This is a genomic window from Streptomyces sennicomposti (assembly GCF_019890635.1).
Lineage (GTDB): Bacteria > Actinomycetota > Actinomycetes > Streptomycetales > Streptomycetaceae > Streptomyces > Streptomyces sennicomposti.
The window spans coordinates 101,667-120,618 of the sequence record NZ_JAIOAB010000009.1; the positions used below are offsets into that span (position 1 = coordinate 101,667).

General features: G+C 70.3%; 17 protein-coding genes. 7 read left to right on the forward strand and 10 right to left on the reverse strand.

Going from position 1 to position 18,952, the window contains the following annotated elements; genetic code table 11:
* Positions 1-17: 17 nt before the first annotated feature.
* Positions 18-1,481, reverse strand: a complete 1,464-nt coding sequence (locus K7787_RS08215; RefSeq protein ID WP_043261054.1) for a CCA tRNA nucleotidyltransferase — start codon at positions 1,479-1,481, stop codon at positions 18-20.
* 243 nt (positions 1,482-1,724) lie between these two features.
* On the opposite strand from K7787_RS08215, the gene K7787_RS08220 reads away from it, so the two are divergent.
* The 7 genes from K7787_RS08220 (at position 1,725) to trxA (ending at position 11,615) form a co-directional block, all read left to right on the forward strand.
* Positions 1,725-4,172 (forward strand): DUF6049 family protein, encoded by a 2,448-nt coding sequence (locus K7787_RS08220; RefSeq protein ID WP_223000975.1) that lies wholly within the window; start codon positions 1,725-1,727, stop codon positions 4,170-4,172.
* A gap of 45 nt (positions 4,173-4,217) precedes the next feature.
* On the forward strand, positions 4,218-6,614 hold the full coding sequence (gene murJ, locus K7787_RS08225; protein ID WP_169438293.1) for a murein biosynthesis integral membrane protein MurJ: 2,397 nt from the start codon (positions 4,218-4,220) through the stop codon (positions 6,612-6,614).
* 118 nt (positions 6,615-6,732) lie between these two features.
* A complete protein-coding gene (locus K7787_RS08230) occupies positions 6,733-8,454 on the forward strand; it encodes a protein kinase family protein (RefSeq protein WP_009189570.1) in 1,722 nt (573 codons plus the stop codon).
* Between the two features lie 24 nt (positions 8,455-8,478).
* Positions 8,479-9,198, forward strand: coding sequence for an RNA polymerase sigma factor SigM (gene sigM / locus K7787_RS08235; protein WP_223000976.1), 720 nt, complete (start codon positions 8,479-8,481; stop codon positions 9,196-9,198).
* Positions 9,195-10,094, forward strand: a complete 900-nt coding sequence (locus K7787_RS08240; RefSeq protein WP_223000977.1) for an anti-sigma factor family protein — start codon at positions 9,195-9,197, stop codon at positions 10,092-10,094. Before sigM ends, K7787_RS08240 begins: the two co-directional genes overlap by 4 nt.
* A gap of 171 nt (positions 10,095-10,265) precedes the next feature.
* The gene (gene trxB, locus K7787_RS08245) at positions 10,266-11,237 is read left to right on the forward strand and encodes a thioredoxin-disulfide reductase (protein ID WP_009189573.1); all 972 of its coding nucleotides are present in this window, start codon (positions 10,266-10,268) and stop codon (positions 11,235-11,237) included.
* Between the two features lie 45 nt (positions 11,238-11,282).
* A complete protein-coding gene (gene trxA, locus K7787_RS08250) occupies positions 11,283-11,615 on the forward strand; it encodes a thioredoxin (RefSeq protein WP_009189574.1) in 333 nt (110 codons plus the stop codon).
* A gap of 147 nt (positions 11,616-11,762) precedes the next feature.
* Here trxA and K7787_RS08255 read toward each other — a convergent pair whose 3' ends face one another.
* From K7787_RS08255 to rpmH, 9 genes are all read right to left on the reverse strand, one after another.
* Complete coding sequence (locus K7787_RS08255; RefSeq protein WP_019981321.1) at positions 11,763-12,380, reverse strand: GNAT family N-acetyltransferase; 618 nt, start codon at positions 12,378-12,380, stop codon at positions 11,763-11,765.
* A 214-nt stretch (positions 12,381-12,594) separates the two neighbouring features.
* Positions 12,595-13,713 (reverse strand): ParB/RepB/Spo0J family partition protein, encoded by a 1,119-nt coding sequence (locus K7787_RS08260; protein ID WP_223000978.1) that lies wholly within the window; start codon positions 13,711-13,713, stop codon positions 12,595-12,597.
* Positions 13,710-14,783: a ParA family protein gene (locus tag K7787_RS08265; protein ID WP_078624838.1), complete on the reverse strand. Its 1,074-nt coding sequence runs from the start codon at positions 14,781-14,783 to the stop codon at positions 13,710-13,712. The genes K7787_RS08260 and K7787_RS08265 overlap by 4 nt, the downstream gene beginning before the upstream one ends.
* Positions 14,784-15,087: 304 nt before the next feature.
* Positions 15,088-15,804, reverse strand: coding sequence for a 16S rRNA (guanine(527)-N(7))-methyltransferase RsmG (gene rsmG / locus K7787_RS08270; RefSeq protein WP_009189578.1), 717 nt, complete (start codon positions 15,802-15,804; stop codon positions 15,088-15,090).
* A 117-nt stretch (positions 15,805-15,921) separates the two neighbouring features.
* Positions 15,922-16,434 (reverse strand): Jag family protein, encoded by a 513-nt coding sequence (locus K7787_RS08275; protein WP_009189579.1) that lies wholly within the window; start codon positions 16,432-16,434, stop codon positions 15,922-15,924.
* Positions 16,435-16,449: 15 nt separating this feature from the next.
* Complete coding sequence (yidC, locus tag K7787_RS08280; protein WP_009189580.1) at positions 16,450-17,748, reverse strand: membrane protein insertase YidC; 1,299 nt, start codon at positions 17,746-17,748, stop codon at positions 16,450-16,452.
* 3 nt (positions 17,749-17,751) lie between these two features.
* Complete coding sequence (yidD, locus tag K7787_RS08285) at positions 17,752-18,105, reverse strand: membrane protein insertion efficiency factor YidD (RefSeq protein WP_009189581.1); 354 nt, start codon at positions 18,103-18,105, stop codon at positions 17,752-17,754.
* On the reverse strand, positions 18,102-18,473 hold the full coding sequence (gene rnpA / locus K7787_RS08290; RefSeq protein WP_009189582.1) for a ribonuclease P protein component: 372 nt from the start codon (positions 18,471-18,473) through the stop codon (positions 18,102-18,104). The genes yidD and rnpA overlap by 4 nt, the downstream gene beginning before the upstream one ends.
* A 21-nt stretch (positions 18,474-18,494) precedes the next feature.
* Complete coding sequence (gene rpmH / locus K7787_RS08295; RefSeq protein ID WP_003956500.1) at positions 18,495-18,632, reverse strand: 50S ribosomal protein L34; 138 nt, start codon at positions 18,630-18,632, stop codon at positions 18,495-18,497.
* Between the last annotated feature and the right edge of the window lie 320 nt (positions 18,633-18,952).

Sequence of the window (18,952 nt, forward strand, 5' to 3'; positions counted from 1 at the left end):
GACCCCGCCCCACGGCATCAGTTCTGCTCGGCCCACCATTCCTTCAGGGCCGCCACCGCCGCGTCGTAGTCCATCGGGCCGTTCTCCAGGCGAAGCTCCAGCAGGTGCTTGTAGGCCTGCCCGACGGCCGGTCCGGGCTTGACGCCCAGGATCTCCATGATCTGGTTGCCGTCGAGGTCCGGACGGATCGCGTCCAGCTCCTCCTGCTCCTGGAGCTGGGAGATGCGCTCCTCCAGGCCGTCGTACGCCCGGGAGAGCGCCGCTGCCCTGCGCTTGTTCCGCGTGGTGCAGTCGGAACGGGTCAGCTTGTGGAGGCGGTCGAGGAGCGGCCCGGCGTCACGGACATAGCGGCGGACCGCGGAGTCCGTCCACTCGCCGGTGCCGTAGCCGTGGAAGCGCAGATGCAGCTCGACCAGGCGGGAGACGTCCTTCACCAGTTCGTTGGAGTACTTCAGGGCGGTCATGCGCTTCTTGGTCATCTTCGCGCCGACCACCTCGTGGTGGTGGAAGGAGACCCGGCCGTCCTTCTCGAACCGGCGGGTGCGCGGCTTGCCGATGTCGTGCAGCAGCGCGGCCAGCCGGAGGGTGAGGTCGGGACCGTTCTCCTCCAGGGCGATCGCCTGTTCCAGCACGATCAGCGTGTGGTCGTAGACGTCCTTGTGCCGGTGGTGCTCGTCCCGCTCCAGCCGCAGGGCCGGCAGCTCGGGCAGCACCCGGTCGGCGAGGCCGGTGTCGACCAGCAGCGTCAGCCCCTTGCGGGGATGGTCGGAGAGGATCAGCTTGTTCAGCTCGTCCCGGACCCGCTCGGCGGAGACGATCTCGATGCGCTCGGCCATCTCCGTCATCGCCGTCACGACCTCGGGAGCGACCTCGAAGTCAAGCTGAGCGGCGAACCGGGCGGCCCGCATCATCCGCAGCGGGTCGTCCGAGAAGGACTCCTCGGGCGTGCCCGGAGTACGCAGGACACGCGCCGCCAGGTCCTCCAGCCCGCCGTGCGGGTCGATGAAGTCCTTCTCCGGCAGCGCCACCGCCATCGCGTTGACCGTGAAGTCGCGTCGGACCAGGTCCTGCTCGATGGAGTCGCCGTAGGACACCTCGGGCTTGCGCGAGGTGCGGTCGTAGGCCTCGGACCGGTAGGTCGTCACCTCGATCTGGAAGCACCGCTCGACGCCCTCGACGCGAGCCTGCTTCTGCGCGCCGACCGTGCCGAAGGCGATCCCCACGTCCCACACCGCGTCCGCCCACGGCCGCACGATCTTCAGTACGTCCTCGGGGCGGGCGTCGGTCGTGAAGTCCAGGTCGTTGCCCAGCCGGCCGAGCAGCGCGTCCCGGACCGAGCCGCCGACCAGGGCGAGGGAGAACCCGGCCTCCTCGAATCGGCGCGCGAGGTCGTCGGCGACAGGGGCCACGCGCAGCAGTTCGCTCACCGCGCGCTGCTGTACCTGGCTCAGGGCAGGGGTGTCTTCATTGGCGTTCGGCACAACAGAAGAGAGTACGTGGCCCGGGCGCCCGGCCGCTTCGCCGTCACACCCGCCGGACGGCCCGCAAGCGGGACCTACGTGACACAACGAACACAATCACCGGATACCCCTATATAGAGGCCGCTCACGTCGGCCCGCCGATCTTGTGACAGCCTCCGTGGCACTTACCCTCCGCCCGCATCGTTACCATGCGGGGACGCACATTCCGACGACCACTGACGACGACGAGGGACGGGCGAGCGCGTGGCCGAGGCGGCAGACTTCCAGGGGACCTCTCCCTCACCTGCCCGCCGCCTGCTGCGGCGCACCGGGGCACTGCTCGCCGGAGCGCCGCTGATGGCCGCTCTGTTCCAGCTGCCCGCCGCTCCGGCCGCGCACGCCACGGGCCAGCAGACCGTGCGGGCGGCGGCCACCGGGTCGCGCACGGTCGCCGTCTCCGTCGACTCCCTCACCCCCAGCGTCCCCTCCGACGGGGACACGCTCACCGTCTCGGGCACGGTGACGAACAACGGCAAGCAGCCGGTCACCGACGCCCACGTGGGTCTGCGGGTGGGCCAGGAGCTGGAGACCCGCTCCGCCATCGACGACGTCGCCCGGAGCACCTCGTTCGACCCGGTCTCCGACGGCCCGGAGATCGGCGGCAAGTACGTCCAGAAGTTCAGCCGGCTGGCCCCCGGGGTCGCGCAGCGCTTCAGCATCGCCGTGCCCGTCAGCAAGCTGGAACTCGGCTCGGACGGCGTCTACGCACTCTCCGTCTCGCTGTCCGGCCAGACCCCCGCCGAAGCCTGGGAGCAGGTGCTGGGCATCCAGCACACGTTCCTGCCCTGGCAGCCCGACGACGCGGCCGCCAAGACCAAGACGACCTATCTGTGGCCCCTGATCTCCACCGTGCACATGACGGCGGAGACCGGCCCCGGCGCCCAGCAGGTCCCCGTCTTCCTCAACGACGACCTCGCCAAGGACCTCGCCCCCGGCGGCCGGCTGGAGCGCATGCTGTCCCTCGGCAAGGACCTCGACGTCACCTGGGTGATCGACCCCGACCTGCTGGCGTCGGTCGACGCGATGACCCGCAGCTACCGCATCCGGGCCGACGGCGACGCCGGCCCGGTCGCCGGCACCCACCAGGCCGTGGCGAAGCAGTGGCTCGCCGAGCTGCAGCGGGCGGTGGCGGGCAAGGAGGTCGTGGCGCTGCCCTTCGCCGACCCGGACCTGGCCTCCCTCGCCCACAACGGCACGAGCGTCACCGGTTCGCTGAGCCAGCTCAAGGACGCCACCGACGTGGCCGCCAGCACCGTGGAGACGGTGCTCCACGTGAAGCCCGACACCGACTTCGCCTGGCCGGTGGACGGCGCCGTCGACTCGTCGATCGTCCGGGTCGCCACCTCGGCGGGCGCGGACAAGGTCATCGCGCGCAGCGACAGCCTCGAGGAGTCCGACACGCTGACGTACACGCCCTCGGCCGCCCGCCCGATCGGCGGCGGAACCACCGCGGTCGTCGCGGACGCACGGCTGTCGCGGGCGTTCGAGGACGACCTGACGAAGGCCGGCGCGAGCACCCTCGCCGTGCAGCGGTTCCTCGCCCAGAGCCTCGAAGTCAACGGCCAGACCGCCAAGCAGCGCAGCATCGTCATCGCCCCGCAGCGGATGCCCAGCGCCGACCAGGCCCAGGCCATGGCGCAGGCGCTGGGTCTCCTCCAGCAGAGCACCTGGTCCCAGTCGCAGCCCCTGAGCGCGGCCGCCAAGGACAAGCCCGACCCCGGCGCGACGACGAAGATCCCCTCGTCCTCGCACTACCCGTCCGCGCTGCGCAAGCAGCAGCTCCGCCCCTCGGCGTTCGCCGAGATCGCCCGGACGCAGGACAAGGTCGACAACTTCAAGGTCGTGCTCACCGACGAGTCGCGCGTCGTCACGCCGTTCGGCCGGGCCATGAACCGGGAGATGTCCACCTCGTGGCGGGGCCGGAAGCAGGCCGCGGCGGACTTCCGCGACGGCGTCGAGGACTACCTCAACGACATCTCCGAGCAGGTCAAGCTGATCGACAAGTCGGAGACCAAGCTGTCCGGCCGCAGCGCCACGATCCCCGTCACCGTGCAGAACAACCTGGTGCAGGGCGTCGACCACCTGGTGCTGCGCCTCACCTCGACCAACCCGACCCGCCTCAAGATCAGCGGCCGGGCCTACTCAGAGCAGCCCGTCGCCGTCTCCGGCGGACACAGCCAGTCGGTGAAGTTCACCACGTCGGCCAACGCCAACGGCCCCGTCTCCGTGATCGCCCAGCTGTACACGCAGGACGGCCGGCCGTACGGCGAGCCCGTCACCTTCGACGTGAAGGTCACCGAGATCACCGCCACGGTGATGCTGGTCATCGGCGGCGGCGTCCTGCTCCTCGTCCTCGCCGGCTTCCGCATGTACACCCAGCGCAAGCGCGCCGCGGCCAGGGAGAACGCCGGAGACCCGCAGGACGGGGACGGGCCGGGGGAGGCCGCCGAGGAGCCCGGGCAGGCCGGCGAGGACACGGAACGGCCTGAGGGCGAGCGGGCCGAGAACCCCGCGGGCACCGCCGAGCGTCTCACGGAAGAGCCGGGCGCCCGGCCCCGGGCCGAGGGCCCGGAGCAGCCGAGTGACCCGACACCGGACACCGCAGCGGAAAACGCCGACCCGTCCGGCACGGGTGAGAAAGTGGACCGTTGAGGATGTCGTGGCCCGGAGGGCCCGGGACGATGAGGTGGGGTAACCATGAACGCGCCGTACGACGGTGACCGCGGCCAGGCCGTGGGCGGCTCGGGGCACCCCGATGCCCCGCCGCCCGAGCACGGCCAGGCGCCGCAGCAGCATCCGGCGGACATGTACCTCCAGGACGCCTACGCCGAGGACCCCTACCGGGCGCAGGACCTCACCGCGCAGGACCCGGTCGGCGAGGCGCTGTACGACCGCGCCGCGCACCCGCCGCCGCCCCCGGGCTCCTACGAGCCCCAGCAGCCGCTGTACGGCAACCCGCCGCAGTCGCCGTACGCCCCAGACCCGCGCGTATGGGCCCAGACCCCGCCGCCCGAGCCGTCCGGCGCGGCCACCCAGCACCTGCCCTACGGCGAGGACCCCCGCACGACGCAGTTCGTGGGCGTGGACGACCTGGTCAGCCACTCCGGCGAGGAGTACCAGGAGCCGGACGCCTTCGCCCACCTCTTCCGCGACCAGCAGCAGAGCGGCTACCAGGGCCAGCGCCACGGCGACGGTCAGGGCCCCGAGCAGGGCTACCAGAACTACCAGCAGGGCTACCAGGACCCCCGCGCGGGCGGCTACCAGGCCGCCGGCCAGTACGGCTACCAGGCCCCGCGGCAGGAGACGAACGCCTACCCCCCGATGGGCGTCCCCGCCAATCCCGGCCCGGCCCCGGTCGCCGCCGGCCAGGGCCCGGCCGGCCCCTACGCGCCCGCCCCGGCCCCCGACGCGACCGTGCAGGCGGCCGTCGCCGCGCCCCCCGAGGCCCCGGCCGCGAAGAAGGGCGGCAAGGCCTCCGGCCTGCTCAAGTCGAGCGCCGTGATGGCGGCGGGCACGCTGGTCTCCCGCCTCACCGGCTTCGTCCGGTCGGCGCTGATCGCCTCGGCCCTCGGCATCGGCGTCCTCGGCGACACCTTCCAGGTGGCCTACCAGCTGCCGACGATGATCTACATCCTGACCGTCGGCGGCGGCCTCAACTCCGTCTTCGTGCCGCAGCTCGTGCGCAGCATGAAGGAGGACGACGACGGGGGCGAGGCGTACGCCAACCGGCTGCTGACCCTCGTCATGGTCGCGCTCGGCGCGCTGACCGTCGTGGCGATCCTCGCCGCCCCCCTCCTGATCCGGCTGCTGTCCGACTCGGTGGCCAGCGACCCGGCGTCCAACCAGGTCGGCATCACCTTCGTCCGCTACTTCCTGCCCTCGATCTTCTTCATGGGCGTCCACGTGGTGATGGGGCAGGTCCTCAACGCACGCGGCAAGTTCGGCGCGATGATGTGGACCCCGGTCCTGAACAACATCGTCATCATCGTCACGCTCGGCATGTTCATCTGGGTGTACGGCACCTCGGCCGACTCCGGCATGAAGGTCACGAACATCCCGCCGGAGGGCCAGCGGCTGCTGGGCATCGGCGTGCTGCTCGGTCTGGTCGTGCAGGCCCTGGCGATGATTCCGTACCTGCGCGAGACCGGGTTCCGGCTGCGGCTGCGCTTCGACTGGCGCGGCCACGGCCTCGGCAAGGCCGCGACCCTCGCCAAGTGGACGGTCCTGTTCGTCCTCGCCAACCAGGCGGGCGCCCTCGTCGTCTCGCAGCTGTCCACCGCCGCCGGCAAGCACTCCGGCGTCGGCGGCACCGGCTTCTCCGCCTACGCCAACGCCCAGCTGATCTGGGGCCTGCCGCAGGCCATCATCACCGTCTCCCTGATGGCCGCCCTGCTCCCGCGGATCTCCCGCTCCGCCTCCGAGGGCGACGGCGGCGCCGTCCGCGACGACATCTCCCAGGGCCTGCGCACCACGGCCGTCGCGATCGTCCCGGTCGCCTTCGGCTTCGTCTCGCTCGGCATCCCGATGTGCACGCTGATCTTCGGCTCCTCGGGCATCAGCGACGCGACGAACATGGGCTACATGCTGATGGCGTTCGGCCTCGGCCTGATCCCGTACTCCGTCCAGTACGTCGTCCTGCGCGCCTTCTACGCCTACGAGGACACCCGGACGCCCTTCTACAACACGGTCATCGTGGCCGCCGTCAACGCCGGCGCCTCGGCCCTGTGCTACTTCCTGCTGCCCGCCCGCTGGTCGGTCATCGGCATGGCCGCCGCGTACGGCCTCGCCTACGCCATCGGTGTCGGCGTCGCCTGGAACCGGCTGCGCAAGCGCCTCGGCGGCGACCTCGACGGCTCCCACGTGCTGCGCACCTACGCGCGGCTGTGCATCGCCTCCGTGCCGGCCGCGCTCATCGGCGGCGCCGCCTGCTACGCCGTCGGGCACGCGCTGGGCCAGGGCGTCATCGGCTCGTTCGCGGCGCTGGTGGCCGGTGGCGTCCTGCTGTTCGGCGTCTTCTTCGTCGCCGCCCGCCGGATGCGGATCGAGGAGCTGAACTCGCTCGTCGGAATGGTCCGCGGGCGGCTGGGACGTTGAGGCGGGGGTAGGCGCACAACCATCGGCCAAAGCTGTGTGTCGTGCATAGCAGCGGACTGTGGGCACAATTGGTTTCGGCGCTGGACAACGCGCGATGGATGGGGAGGCAGGAGCGGCGGTGGCGGAACGGAGCACGGCTGCCGTCGACGTGGCAGACAACAGCGGTGACGAACCGCTGACCGCCGAGGCGGACCAGGCCACGGCCGACGGGGTGGCCAAGATGCGGGAGCGGGACACGGACATCGACGAGGCGCAGAAGGACGGCGGGACCGAGCGTCCCGCGACCAGGACCACACCGCCCGAACTGCACAGCGGCCACAAGCTGGCCGGGCGCTACCGCCTCGAGGAGTGCGTCACCCGTCTGGACGGGTTCAGCAGCTGGCGGGCGGTGGACGAGAAGCTCCGCCGGGCCGTCGGCGTGCACATCCTCCCCGCCTACCACGCGCGCGCCCGCTCCGTACTGGCCGCGGCCCGCTCCTCCGCCCTGCTCGGCGACCCCCGCTTCGTCCAGGTTCTCGACGCCGTCGAGGAGAACGACCTCGTCTACGTCGTCCACGAATGGCTCCCCGACGCCACCGAACTCACCACCCTGCTGTCCGCCGGCCCGCTGGAACCGCACGACGCCTACCAGCTGGTCAGCCAGGTCGCCTCCGCCATGGCCACGGCGCACCGCGAGGGCCTCGCCCATCTGCGCCTGAACCCCAACGCCGTACTGCGCACCTCCACCGGCCAGTGGCGCATCCGCGGCCTCGCCGTGAACGCCGCGCTGCGCGGCATCAGCTCCGACACCCCGCAGCGCACCGACACCGAGGCGATCGGCGCCCTGCTGTACGCCGCGCTCACCCAGCGCTGGCCCTATGGCAACGACGCCTACGGCCTGTCCGGCCTCCCCAAGGACATCGGCCTCATCGCCCCCGACCAGGTCCGCGCCGGGATCCATCGCGGACTGTCCGAGCTGGCCATGCGCGCCCTCGCCAACGACGGCGCCACCGCCTCCCGCCACGAGTCGCCGTGCACCACTCCCGAGGAGCTGGTGAAGGCGATCGGCGAGATGCCGCGCATCCGCCCGCCGGAGCCCTCGTTCACCACCCCGCCGGAGTACCAGAGCACGTCGTACCAGCAGGGCGCCTACGGGCGCCCGACGCCGCGCCCCGGCGTCCCCCAGCCGGTCCCCGCCCCGCCGCCCCCGTTGCAGAGCCGCACCGGCAAGGCCCTGAAGTGGGCCGTCTCGGCGCTCCTCATCGCCGCGCTCGGCCTGGGCAGCTGGCAGCTCGCCGACGCCCTGATGGACCAGGGCGGCAAGTCCGGCAAGGACACCCAGACCCAGACGCAGGACGGCAACGACAAGAAGGGCCAGCTGCCGAAGCCGGCCCTGCCGATCAAGATCCAGGATGCCCGGGAGTACGTCGCCAGCGGTGACGCCCAGGCCCCGCAGGACGTCGGCAACACCTACGACGACGACACGTCGACGTACTGGCGGACCAGGCGCTACAACGACGGTCCGCGGCTGGCCCCGTACAAGCCGGGGGTGGGCATCGTCTACGACCTCGGCTCCTCGCAGACGGTCGGCACCGCGTCCATAGGGCTGCGCTACTCCGGCGCCCGCACCACGGTCCACCTCTACGCCACGGACTCCTTGTCCCCCTCGACCGGTGTCGACGGGATGCAGGAGATCGGAACCGCGACCACCGACGGGACCTCTCTCACGGTGAAGGCGTCGAAGCCCGCGAAGACGCGGTACGTGCTGCTGTGGATCACGGACGTGCCGATGGCGCCCGGTGACGGCTACAGCGGCGCCGGCTACAAGCAGGCCCTCACCGAAGTGAAGTTCACGGGCTGACGTCTCACCGAGGGGGAGGGCCCGATGGGGGACGACACCGGCTACGGCGACGCGAGCGACCAGGATCTCCTGTCCCGTCATGTGGCGGGCGACCACGACGCCTTCGGTGAGCTGGTACGCCGCCACCGCGATCGCCTCTGGGCCGTCGCCCTGCGCACGCTGGGGGACCGCGAGGAGGCCGCCGACGCCGTGCAGGACGCGTTCGTCTCCGCCTACCGGGCCGCCCACACCTTCCGCGGCCAGTCGGCCGTCACGACCTGGCTGCACCGGATCACCGTGAACGCCTGCCTGGACCGGGCCCGCAAGGCGGCCGTCCGCAAGACCTCGCCCGTGGACGACACCGAGCGGCTGGAACAACTGCTGGAGCCGCACGAGTCGGCCTCGGCGCCCGCCGAGCGCAACGACGTGCAGCGACAGCTCGTCGAGGCGCTCGGCACCCTGCCGCCCGACCAGCGGGCCGCCCTGGTGCTCGTGGACATGCAGGGCTACCCGGTCGCCGAGGCCGCCCGCATCCTCGACGTGCCCACCGGGACGGTGAAGAGCCGCTGCGCCCGGGGCAGAGCCAGACTCCTGCCGCTGCTCACGCACCTGCGGCCGCAGAGCGCCGGGAAGGAGCCCGCCGCGGGACGGAACCGGGCGCAGGGGACATCCGTCCCACCGGCGGCGAGTCCCGGGGGTCACGGCTCCAGGGACCCCGGGCCAAGTGATTCAGCTGCTGTGAAGGGCGGAGGTGGGCGATCGTGACATCCACGACGGACACGGCCGGGCACCCGGACGTCACCGAGATCTCCGACCTCACCGAAGGCCTGCTCACCGATACCAGGGCCGAGGAGCTGCGTCGGCACCTGGACGGCTGTGCGTCGTGTGCCGACGTGCTCGCCTCGCTCGAGGAGATCCAGAGCCTGCTCGGCACGTTGGGCGGACCTCAGGAGATGCCCGGCGACATCGCGGACCGGATCGACGCGGCCCTGGCCGCCGAGAGGGACACCCCGCGATCCGGCGCCACCGAGACCTCGCACGTTTCACGTGAAACATCGGCCGTGTCACGTGAAACATCGGCCGTGGACCGCCCTGCGGGCCGCGCCCGCACCTCCAGCACCGGCCCCGGCCGCAAGAGCCGCGCACCTCGCGGCCGCCGCAGGATCGTCCTCCTCGGGACCGCCTTCACCGTCGCCGCGCTCGGAGTCGCCTCGGCGGTCCTGGTCTCCCTGCACGACGACAAGGGACCGGACACCACGGCTCACGGCCGGCCGAGCACCGCGGCGGACACCTTCTCCGAGGGAACCCTGGAGAAGCAGGTTTCCGGGCTTCTCACCGAGGCGCCGAAGTCGTCAGGTCCCGCCCGCCCTCCGCACAGCTTCGGCGTGGAGTCGGACAAGGGCAGCGACAGGCCGCACGTCTTCAAGAGCGAGCCCACCGTCTCGGTGCCCGCCTGTGTCCGCCAGGGCATCAACAGCACCGAGTCCCCGCTCGCGGCCAAGGCCGGCACCTACGACAGCAGGGACGTCTATCTCGTCGTCCTGCCCGACGCGGAGGGCAACCCGGCCCGGGTCACGGCCTACCTCGTCGACGCGACCTGTGTGCACCACCCCTCGGCCCCCGCCAAGGTCCTGCTGGGCCACTCCTACCCGCGTTCCTGAAGCCCGGACGCCTGGTCCCGGCACTGCGCGGCATCCCGTACCCCGGAGCGCTTGCGTGTGCGCCGACACAGCGGGAATGCGCGCCCCTTAGGATCCGTTGGGTGGGGTGAGAGCAGAGAGAAGGGCTCCCCCCGGCCGTAGGGACACAGTCCAGAGACGAGGAATCAAGCCGTGAGCGACGTCCGTAACGTGATCATCATCGGCTCCGGGCCTGCCGGCTACACGGCGGCGCTCTACACCGCGCGTGCCTCGCTGAAGCCGCTGGTGTTCGAGGGCGCCGTCACCGCGGGCGGTGCGCTGATGAACACCACCGAGGTGGAGAACTTCCCGGGCTTCCGCGACGGCATCATGGGCCCCGATCTGATGGACAACATGCGCGCTCAGGCCGAGCGTTTCGGCGCCGAGCTGGTGCCGGACGACGTCGTCTCCGTGGACCTGACGGGGGAGATCAAGACCGTCACGGACACCGAGGGCACGGTGCACCGGGCGAAGGCCGTCATCGTCACCACCGGCTCGCAGCACCGCAAGCTGGGCCTGCCGAACGAGGACGCGCTGTCCGGCCGGGGTGTGTCCTGGTGTGCCACCTGTGACGGCTTCTTCTTCCGCGACCAGGACATCGCCGTCATCGGCGGCGGCGACACCGCGATGGAGGAGGCCACCTTCCTCTCGCGCTTCGCCAAGTCCGTGACGATCGTGCACCGCCGGGACACCCTGCGCGCGTCCAAGGCGATGCAGGAGCGCGCCTTCGCCGACCCGAAGATCAAGTTCATCTGGGACAGCGAGGTGGCCGAGATCCAGGGCGAGCAGAAGCTGTCCGGGCTGAAGCTGCGGAACCTCAAGACGGGCGAACTCTCGGACCTCCCGGTGACGGGTCTGTTCATCGCGATCGGCCACGACCCACGGACCGAGCTGTTCAAGGGCCAGCTGGACCTGGACGAGGAGGGCTACCTGAAGGTGCAGTCCCCCTCGACGCGCACCAACCTGACGGGTGTCTTCGGCGCGGGCGACGTCGTCGACCACACCTACCGCCAGGCCATCACCGCGGCCGGCACCGGCTGCTCCGCCGCTCTCGACGCCGAGCGCTTCCTCGCCGCCCTCTCGGACAACGAGCAGAAGGCGGAGCCCGAGAAGAGCACTGTCTGACCTTCTCACCCACCCCACCGCACCGAACGAGTTAAGGAGCCTGCCGTGGCCGGCACCCTGAAGAACGTGACCGACGCTACCTTCGACGAGGACGTCCTCAAGAGCGAGAAGCCCGTCCTGGTGGACTTCTGGGCCGCCTGGTGCGGCCCGTGCCGTCAGATCGCCCCCTCCCTGGAGGCGATCGCCGCCGAGCACGGCGACAAGATCGAGATCGTCAAGCTCAACATCGACGAGAACCCGGCCACGGCGGCCAAGTACGGCGTGATGTCGATCCCGACGCTGAACGTCTACCAGAACGGCGAGGTCGCCAAGACCATCGTCGGCGCCAAGCCGAAGGCCGCGATCGTCCGCGACCTCGAGGACTTCATCAGCGAGTGACGCGACAGGCCGTCGCACACGACGGCGCATGTTTCACGTGAAACACGAATGGGCCGACCCTGACGGGTCGGCCCATTCGTGTTGCGAGGTCCGCTGTCCGCCCGCCCGGCTTGCAGGGCACGTCGCAGACAGCGGCGGCTCGGCGGGCTACAGCGGTCGCAGCGCCGGTTCCTTCTGTACCGCTCCGAGCAGCCGGTCGAGCGCCATCTCCACGTCTTCCTTCCAGGACAGCGTCGAACGCAGCTCCAGCCGCAGCCGTGGATGCGCGGGATGGTGCCGGACCGTCTTGAAGCCCACTGCCAGCAGATGGTCCGCCGGCAGGATGCAGGCGGGTTCCTTCCAGCGTGCGTCCCCGAAGGCCTCGATGGCCTTGAAGCCCCGCCGCAGCAGATCCTTGGCGACCGTCTGGACCATCACCCGGCCCAGCCCCTGCCCCCGGTAGCCCGGCATGATGAAGGCGGTCATCAGCTGCACCGCGTCCGGGGAGACGGGGCTGGTGGGGAACGCCGCGGAGCGCGGCACATAGGCGGGGGGAGCGTAGAGCACGAACCCGACCGGAACGTCGTCGACATAGACCACCCGGCCGCAGGAGCCCCAGTCCAGCAGCACGGCGGAGATCCATGCCTCCTTCTCCGAGGCGGCTCTGTCCTCCTTCAGCGCGGCCTCTCCGCTGACGGGGTCCAACTCCCAGAAGACGCACCCGCGGCAGCGCTGGGGGAGGTCCTGAAGGTTGTCCAGTGTGAGCGGCAGCAGCCTGCGACCCATGAGGGCTGATCCTCGCTTCCTGCGCCTGCGGCGTCACGAGCGGCGCTGCACCATGAGCGCCCCCCGGTGGATATGCCATGCCCGATCGCATCGTAACCGCGAGGCGATCTCCTCAACACCGACGGACAGCAAAGAGCGGGCCGTGTTCCGGTACAACCGGTCACGGCCCGCTCCTGCCGGGCGACTGGCCCGAGGGCCCGCGTTTCCCGCGGTCTCAGGCGTCCTCTTCCGTCTCCTCCGGACCACCGTCCAGAAGGCTCTTCTGCAACACCGGGCCCTCGCCGGGCGCCAGCGTGCCGAGGATGCGTTCCAGGTCCTCCATGGAGGCGAACTCGACGGTGATCTTGCCCTTCTTCTGCCCCAGGTCCACCTTCACCCGGGTCTCGAAGCGGTCGGACAGACGGGTCGCGAGATCCGAGAGCGCCGGGGAGACCCGGCCGCCGGCGCGCGGGCCCTTGGAGCGCTGCGCCGCCTTCGGCCGCGACCCCATCAGGGTCACGATCTCCTCGACCGCCCGCACGGACAGGCCCTCGGCCACGATCCGGTGAGCCAGCCGGTCCTGCTCCTCCGAGTCCTCCACCGAGAGCAGCGCCCGCGCATGACCGGCGGAGAGCACTCCCGCGGCGACCCGGCGCTGCACCGCAGGCGACAGCTTGAGCAGTCGCAGGGTGTTGGAGACCTGGGGGCGGGAGCGTCCGATCCGGTCCGCCAGCTGGTCGTGGGTGCAGCTGAAGTCCTTCAGCAGCTGGTCGTAGGCGGCCGCCTCTTCCAGCGGATTGAGCTGAGCCCGGTGCAGGTTCTCCAGCAGGGCGTCCAGGAGGAGCTTCTCGTCGTCCGTGGCGCGCACGATCGCCGGGATCGCCTCCAGGCCCGCCTCACGGCAGGCCCGCCAGCGCCGCTCGCCCATGATGAGCTCATAGCGCTCCGGGCCGAGCTGACGTACGACGACGGGCTGGAGGAGACCGACCTCCTTGATGGAGGTGATCAGCTCGGCCAGCGCGTCCTCGTCGAAGACCTCACGCGGCTGACGCGGGTTCGGCGTGATGGCGTCGAGGGGGATCTCGGCGAAGTGCGCACCCATCGGAGGCGCGGGAAGCTCCGCGGCACCGCTCGGCGACGACTCCTCTGTTTCACGTGAAACAGGCGGCAGCGCGGCCACCCGAGCGGCCGCCACCCCCCGGTCGCCGCGTTCCGCGGTCAGCACCGGGACGGCCGTGGGGGAGGTCGAAGCCGCGCTTCCCACATTCGCCTGGGCCGGCGTCTTCTCCCCGGTCGGGGCAGCGGGGATCAGCGCGCCGAGGCCACGGCCCAACCCCCTCCGTCGCTCGCTCACTGAATGCCCTCCACCATGCTCGCGTCGCTCTGAGCGCCGATGTGAGCGTGGGTGGCGTCATAGCTGACACCTACGCCCCTCAGCGCGATTTCTCGTGCCGCCTCAAGGTATGAGAGGGCACCGCTCGATCCTGGATCGTAAGTCAGCACCGTCTGGCCGTAGCTGGGCGCCTCGGAGATACGGACGGAGCGGGGGATGCTGGTCCGCAGGACCTCGTCGCCGAAGTGGGTGCGGACTTCCTCCGCGACCTGGGAGGCAAGGCGTGTCCGGCCGTCGTACATGGTGAGCAGGATGGTCGAGACATGCAGCGTGGGGTTCAGATGCCCGCGCACCAGGTCCACGTTGCGCAGGAGCTGTCCCAGGCCCTCCAGGGCGTAGTACTCGCACTGAATCGGGATGAGGACTTCCTCGCCGGCGACCAGGGCGTTGACGGTCAGCAGGCCGAGCGAGGGCGGGCAGTCGATGAGGATGTAGTCCAGCGGCTGCTCATAGGCCTGGATCGCCCGCTGCAGCCGGCTCTCCCGGGCCACCAGCGACACCAGCTCGATCTCCGCACCGGCGAGATCGATCGTGGCAGGGGCGCAGAAGAGGCCCTCGACATCGGCGACCGGCTGGACGACCTCGGCCAGCGGCTTGCTCTCCACCAGCACGTCATAGATGGAGGGGACCTCGGCGTGGTGGTCGATTCCCAGCGCCGTGGACGCGTTGCCCTGCGGGTCGAGGTCGATCACCAGGACACGGCCGCCGTGCAGAGCCAGGGAGGCGGCGAGGTTGACCGTCGTCGTGGTCTTGCCCACCCCGCCCTTCTGGTTGGCGACCACGATGATGCGGGTCTGTTCCGGTCGCGGCAGTCCATCGCCTGCACGGCCGAGAGCCTCGACCGCCAGTTGGGCGGCACGACCGATGGGGGTGTCGTCCATCGGGGGCGGTGTTTCACGTGAAACATGCTCCCCCATGGACTCGGTACGGGGACCGGGGACCGGATCGGTCATCGGTCCCGCGATGTTGGCGTCGGACCGCAAGGATTCACTCTCCTCGACTTCAGGCTCGCGATGAACAGAGCCTCCCATGCCTTCGGGGTCGCGAACCAGTGAGGCCTGGCGTTCTGTGGAGAAATCCACCTCTGTGGACAACTCCGTTACCTCTCCGAGTGAACCGAGAGGCTTGCGATCGCGCGGTTGGGCCGCAGCGCGGCCCCGGTTGATGATGCCGTGCAGCAGAGAGCGACGTTTCACGTGAAACACGATGCACAGCGACGGGGTCCGAACTGTCGCGACACTCCGTCATAGGACGGTTCGGCAGCTTGTGTGGAGTACGCCCGCTCGTCGTCCCGGACAGCCCACCAGCCCCGGTCCGCTCGTCGTCCCGAACGGGCTAGCGGCGTCGGCGGGCCCGGCCGGTCCGGGCGGCCTTCGCCCGTTTGGCCGCGAAGCGCACACCGCCCGGGCTCTCCCCGACCTCGACCCGCACCACGGTGGACAACGGGTCCACGATGCCCTCGCCCACCTGGAGGATGGAGGTCTCCACCGCGCCGAGCTTGGCCAGGGCGGTGGCCGCGCTCTTCAGCTCCTCCTCGGCCGTGTCCCCCTTGAGGGCGAGCATCTCGCCGTACGGGCGCAGCAGGGGGATGCCCCAGGTGGCCAGCCGGTCCAGCGGTGCGACCGCACGGGCGGTGACCACATGGACAGGCGTGATCTTGCCCATGACCTCCTCGGCGCGGCCCCGGACGACGGTGACGTGGTCGAGGCCCAGCAGCTCGACGACCTCGGTCAGGAAATTGGTGCGCCGCAGCAGCGGCTCCAGCAGCGTGATCTTCAGGTCCTCACGGACCAGGGCCAGCGGGATGCCCGGCAGGCCGGCGCCGGAGCCGACGTCGCACACCGTCACCCCCTCGGGCACCACCTCGGAGAGCACCGCGCAGTTCAGCAGGTGCCGCTCCCACAGGCGCGGCACCTCTCGCGGGCCGATGAGACCTCGCTGCACTCCGGCCTCGGCCAGCAGCTCGGCGTAGCGGACCGCGTCGGCGAAGCGATCACCGAATACGTCGCGTGCCTGCTCGGGCGCAGGGGGGAGCTCCGCTGCCTCCGTCACGGGGGACCGTCCTTCCGTACCGCATCAGCGCCAGCGGCGCCGACCACCAGAATCCTCAGGCTGACAAAGTTCCGGCCCCGCCTGCGCAACAGACGGGGCCGGTGAACGGGGTACCGCTCAGGCGGGAAGCACGACGACGAAGCGCTGCGGCTCCTCGCCCTCGGACTCGCTGCGCAGGCCGGCGGCCTTGACCGCGTCGTGCACCACCTTGCGCTCGAAGGGGCTCATCGGCTTCAGCTTCACGGACTCGCCGCTGGCCTTGACCTCGGCCGCGGCCTTGGCGCCCAGCTCGGACAGCTCGGCCCGCTTCTTGGCGCGGTAGCCGCCGATGTCCAGCATCAGACGGCTGCGGTCGCCGGTCTCCCGGTGGACGGCCAGACGCGTCAGCTCCTGGAGCGCCTCCAGCACCTCGCCGTCCCGTCCGACCAGCTTCTGCAGGTCCCGGCTGCCGGTGTCGCTGATGATCGAGACAGCGGCGCGGTCCGCCTCGACATCCATGTCGATGTCGCCGTCGAGGTCGGCGATGTCCAGCAGACCCTCAAGGTAGTCGGCCGCGATCTCGCCCTCCTGCTCCAGGCGGGTCAGGGCGTCTGCACCCTCGGCAGCGGCGGAGGTGGTGCCTTCCGTCACGGGATGGGCTCCTTCTTACTTCTTGGACGGGGACTTGGGCCGCTGCGGACCCTTGCGCTGGCCGGACTGGGCCTTGCTCCGGGCGCCGTTGCCGGGCTTGGGAGCGGCCTTGCCGTTCGCGGTGGGCGGGGCGTCCTGCGGCTCGGTGGACTTGGTCAGCGACGTGGTCGGCTCGGACTCGGGGTCACCGGCTCCGGCCGCCTTCGGGCCGCCCGACTGGCGCTTGGCCTTGGTCTGCCGCTTGGGCTGCTGCCGCCTGGGCGTGGCGCCGGCGGCGGTCGCGGTGGTCGTCGTGCCGTCCTCGGACTCGACGGTCACGGCGCTGTCGCTCTTCACCACGGTGCCGTCGGGCTGGGCGGCCAGGCCCGCCTTGTTCAGACCGTTGATGAACTTGCGCTCGAACTCGTTGCGGTCGCGGCCCTTGGCGACGATCGCCTTGACGATGGCCTTCTCGCCCCGTCCGCGGGTCTTGCCGTGGTGCGTGACGTGCTTGAGCAGTCGCTCCAGGTAGGAGGCCTGGGCCTTGGAACCGGGGGTCGGGTTGTTGTGGATCACGTACATCTGCTGGCCCATGGTCCACACGTTGGTGGTCAGCCAGTAGACGAGGACACCGACCGGGAAGCGGATGCCGAAGAAGGCGAACATGATGGGGAAGACGTACATCAGCATCTTCTGCTGCTGCATGAACGGCGTCTTCACCGTGGTGTCGACGTTCTTCGTCATCAGCTGGCGCTGCGTGTAGAACTGCGACGCCGACATCAGGACGATCATGAGGGCGGTGACGACCCGCACGTCGGTCAGCGACGCGCCGAGCTTGGCCACCGTGTCGGCGCCGTCCAGGAACTTCGCGGCCAGCGGGGCGCCGAAGATGTGCGCCTGGCGGGCGCTGGCGAGCTGGGCGTCGTTGATGTAGCCGATCTTGTTGCCCGACGCGATGCCGTTGAGCACGTGGTACAGGGCGAAGAAGAACGGGGACTGCGCCAGGATGGGAAGGCACGAGGAGAGCGGGTTGGTGCCCGCCTCCTTGTACAGCTTCATCATCTCTTCGGACTGACGCTGCTTGTCGTTCTTGTAGCGCTCCTGGATCTTCTTCATCTCGGGCTGGAGCGTCTGCATGGCCCGGGTCGCCTTGATCTGCTTCACGAAGAGCGGGATCAGGCAGATACGGATCAGGATCACCAGGGACACGATGGACAGGCCCCAGGCCCACCCGGTGTCAGCTCCGAAGATCGCCCCGTACACCTTGTGGAACTGGACGATGACCCACGAAACGGGCCAGGTGATGAAACTGAAGAGGCTGGCAATCGTGTCCACTAATCATGCTCCTTGGGCATGGGACGAGGTCTCTGCGGCCGGGCTCGACGGCATACTCCCGTCGGTGGCCGGTTCGGCGGCGGAGGGCCCGCCCCTGCGCGCACGCCAGGCGTCGCGCAGCATTTCGTGCCACCGCGGACGCTTGCGCGGCGGGACATGGTCCACGCCACCGAGCGACCACGGATTGCACCGCAGGATGCGCCAGGCGGTGAGTGCCGTGCCCTTGATCGCACCGTGCCGGTCGATGGCCGTGTAGCCGTAGTGAGAACACGACGGGTAGTACTTGCAGACCGGCCCCAGCAGCGGACTGATCGTCCACTGGTACAGCTTGATCAGGGCCAGCAGCGGGTACTTCATCGTGCGCCCCCTCCCAGCAGTCGTTGAAGGGCGGCATCCAGGTCTCGGGCCAGCTGTGCGTGCTCGGCGTCACCCGAGCCGGGCAGCGCTCGTACGACTACCAGGCTACCGGGGGGCAGCAGGGTGACCCGGTCGCGCATCAGATGGCGAAGTCTGCGCTTCACCTTGTTGCGCACGACGGCTCCCCCCACTGCCTTGCTCACGACGAAACCCGCACGTGTCGGGGGAGCGCTCTCCCCTGGCGCGTGCGGGTCCGTGGCACCGCTACGAAGGTGGACGACGAGGAGTGGGCGTCCTGCCCGGCGCCCTCGTCGTACCGCGGTCGCGAAGTCCTCGCGCCGCCTCAGCCGGTTCTCGGTAGGCAGCACGATGTCATGACCTGATCGGGATCAGGCGGACAGACGGGCGCGACCCTTGCTACGGCGGGACGCGAGAATCGCGCGGCCGGCACGGGTGCGCATACGCAGCCGGAAGCCGTGGGTCTTCGCGCGACGACGGTTGTTCGGCTGGAAGGTGCGCTTGCTCACTCGGGGGCTCCAGAAAGAATCGGTAGGTGGCGGGGTGCCGTCCTGGCTGTCACCGTGCGCCCACGAGTAGCTCGCAGTCACGCCCGTGTGCACCGCTTACCGATCACCTTGACGCGATCTGTGCCCTTCGGAGGCAGGCGGCAGCAGCCATCGACAACTCGACCTGGTTACGGTACGCGCGGCCGGGCCGTCCGGTCAAACCGGCTGACGGCGGGGGACACTGTCCACAGCCTGGGGACAACAACTTGAACCGTACCCGCCGCGCTGACTACCGTGGCTGGTCTCCCATTCGTTCCCTTGTCCCCCGTTTACATCCCGAC

What these genes read in the sequence shown, in the direction of transcription:
- murJ (WP_169438293.1), top strand. Translation starts at nt 4,218, where the DNA reads ATGAACGCGCCGTACGACGGTGACCGCGGCCAGGCCGTGGGCGGCTCG.
- sigM (WP_223000976.1), top strand. Translation starts at nt 8,479, where the DNA reads ATGGGGGACGACACCGGCTACGGCGACGCGAGCGACCAGGATCTCCTG.
- K7787_RS08255 (WP_019981321.1), bottom strand. Translation starts at nt 12,380, where the DNA reads ATGGGTCGCAGGCTGCTGCCGCTCACACTGGACAACCTTCAGGACCTC.
- K7787_RS08265 (WP_078624838.1), bottom strand. Translation starts at nt 14,783, where the DNA reads ATGGGAGGCTCTGTTCATCGCGAGCCTGAAGTCGAGGAGAGTGAATCC.
- yidD (WP_009189581.1), bottom strand. Translation starts at nt 18,105, where the DNA reads ATGAAGTACCCGCTGCTGGCCCTGATCAAGCTGTACCAGTGGACGATC.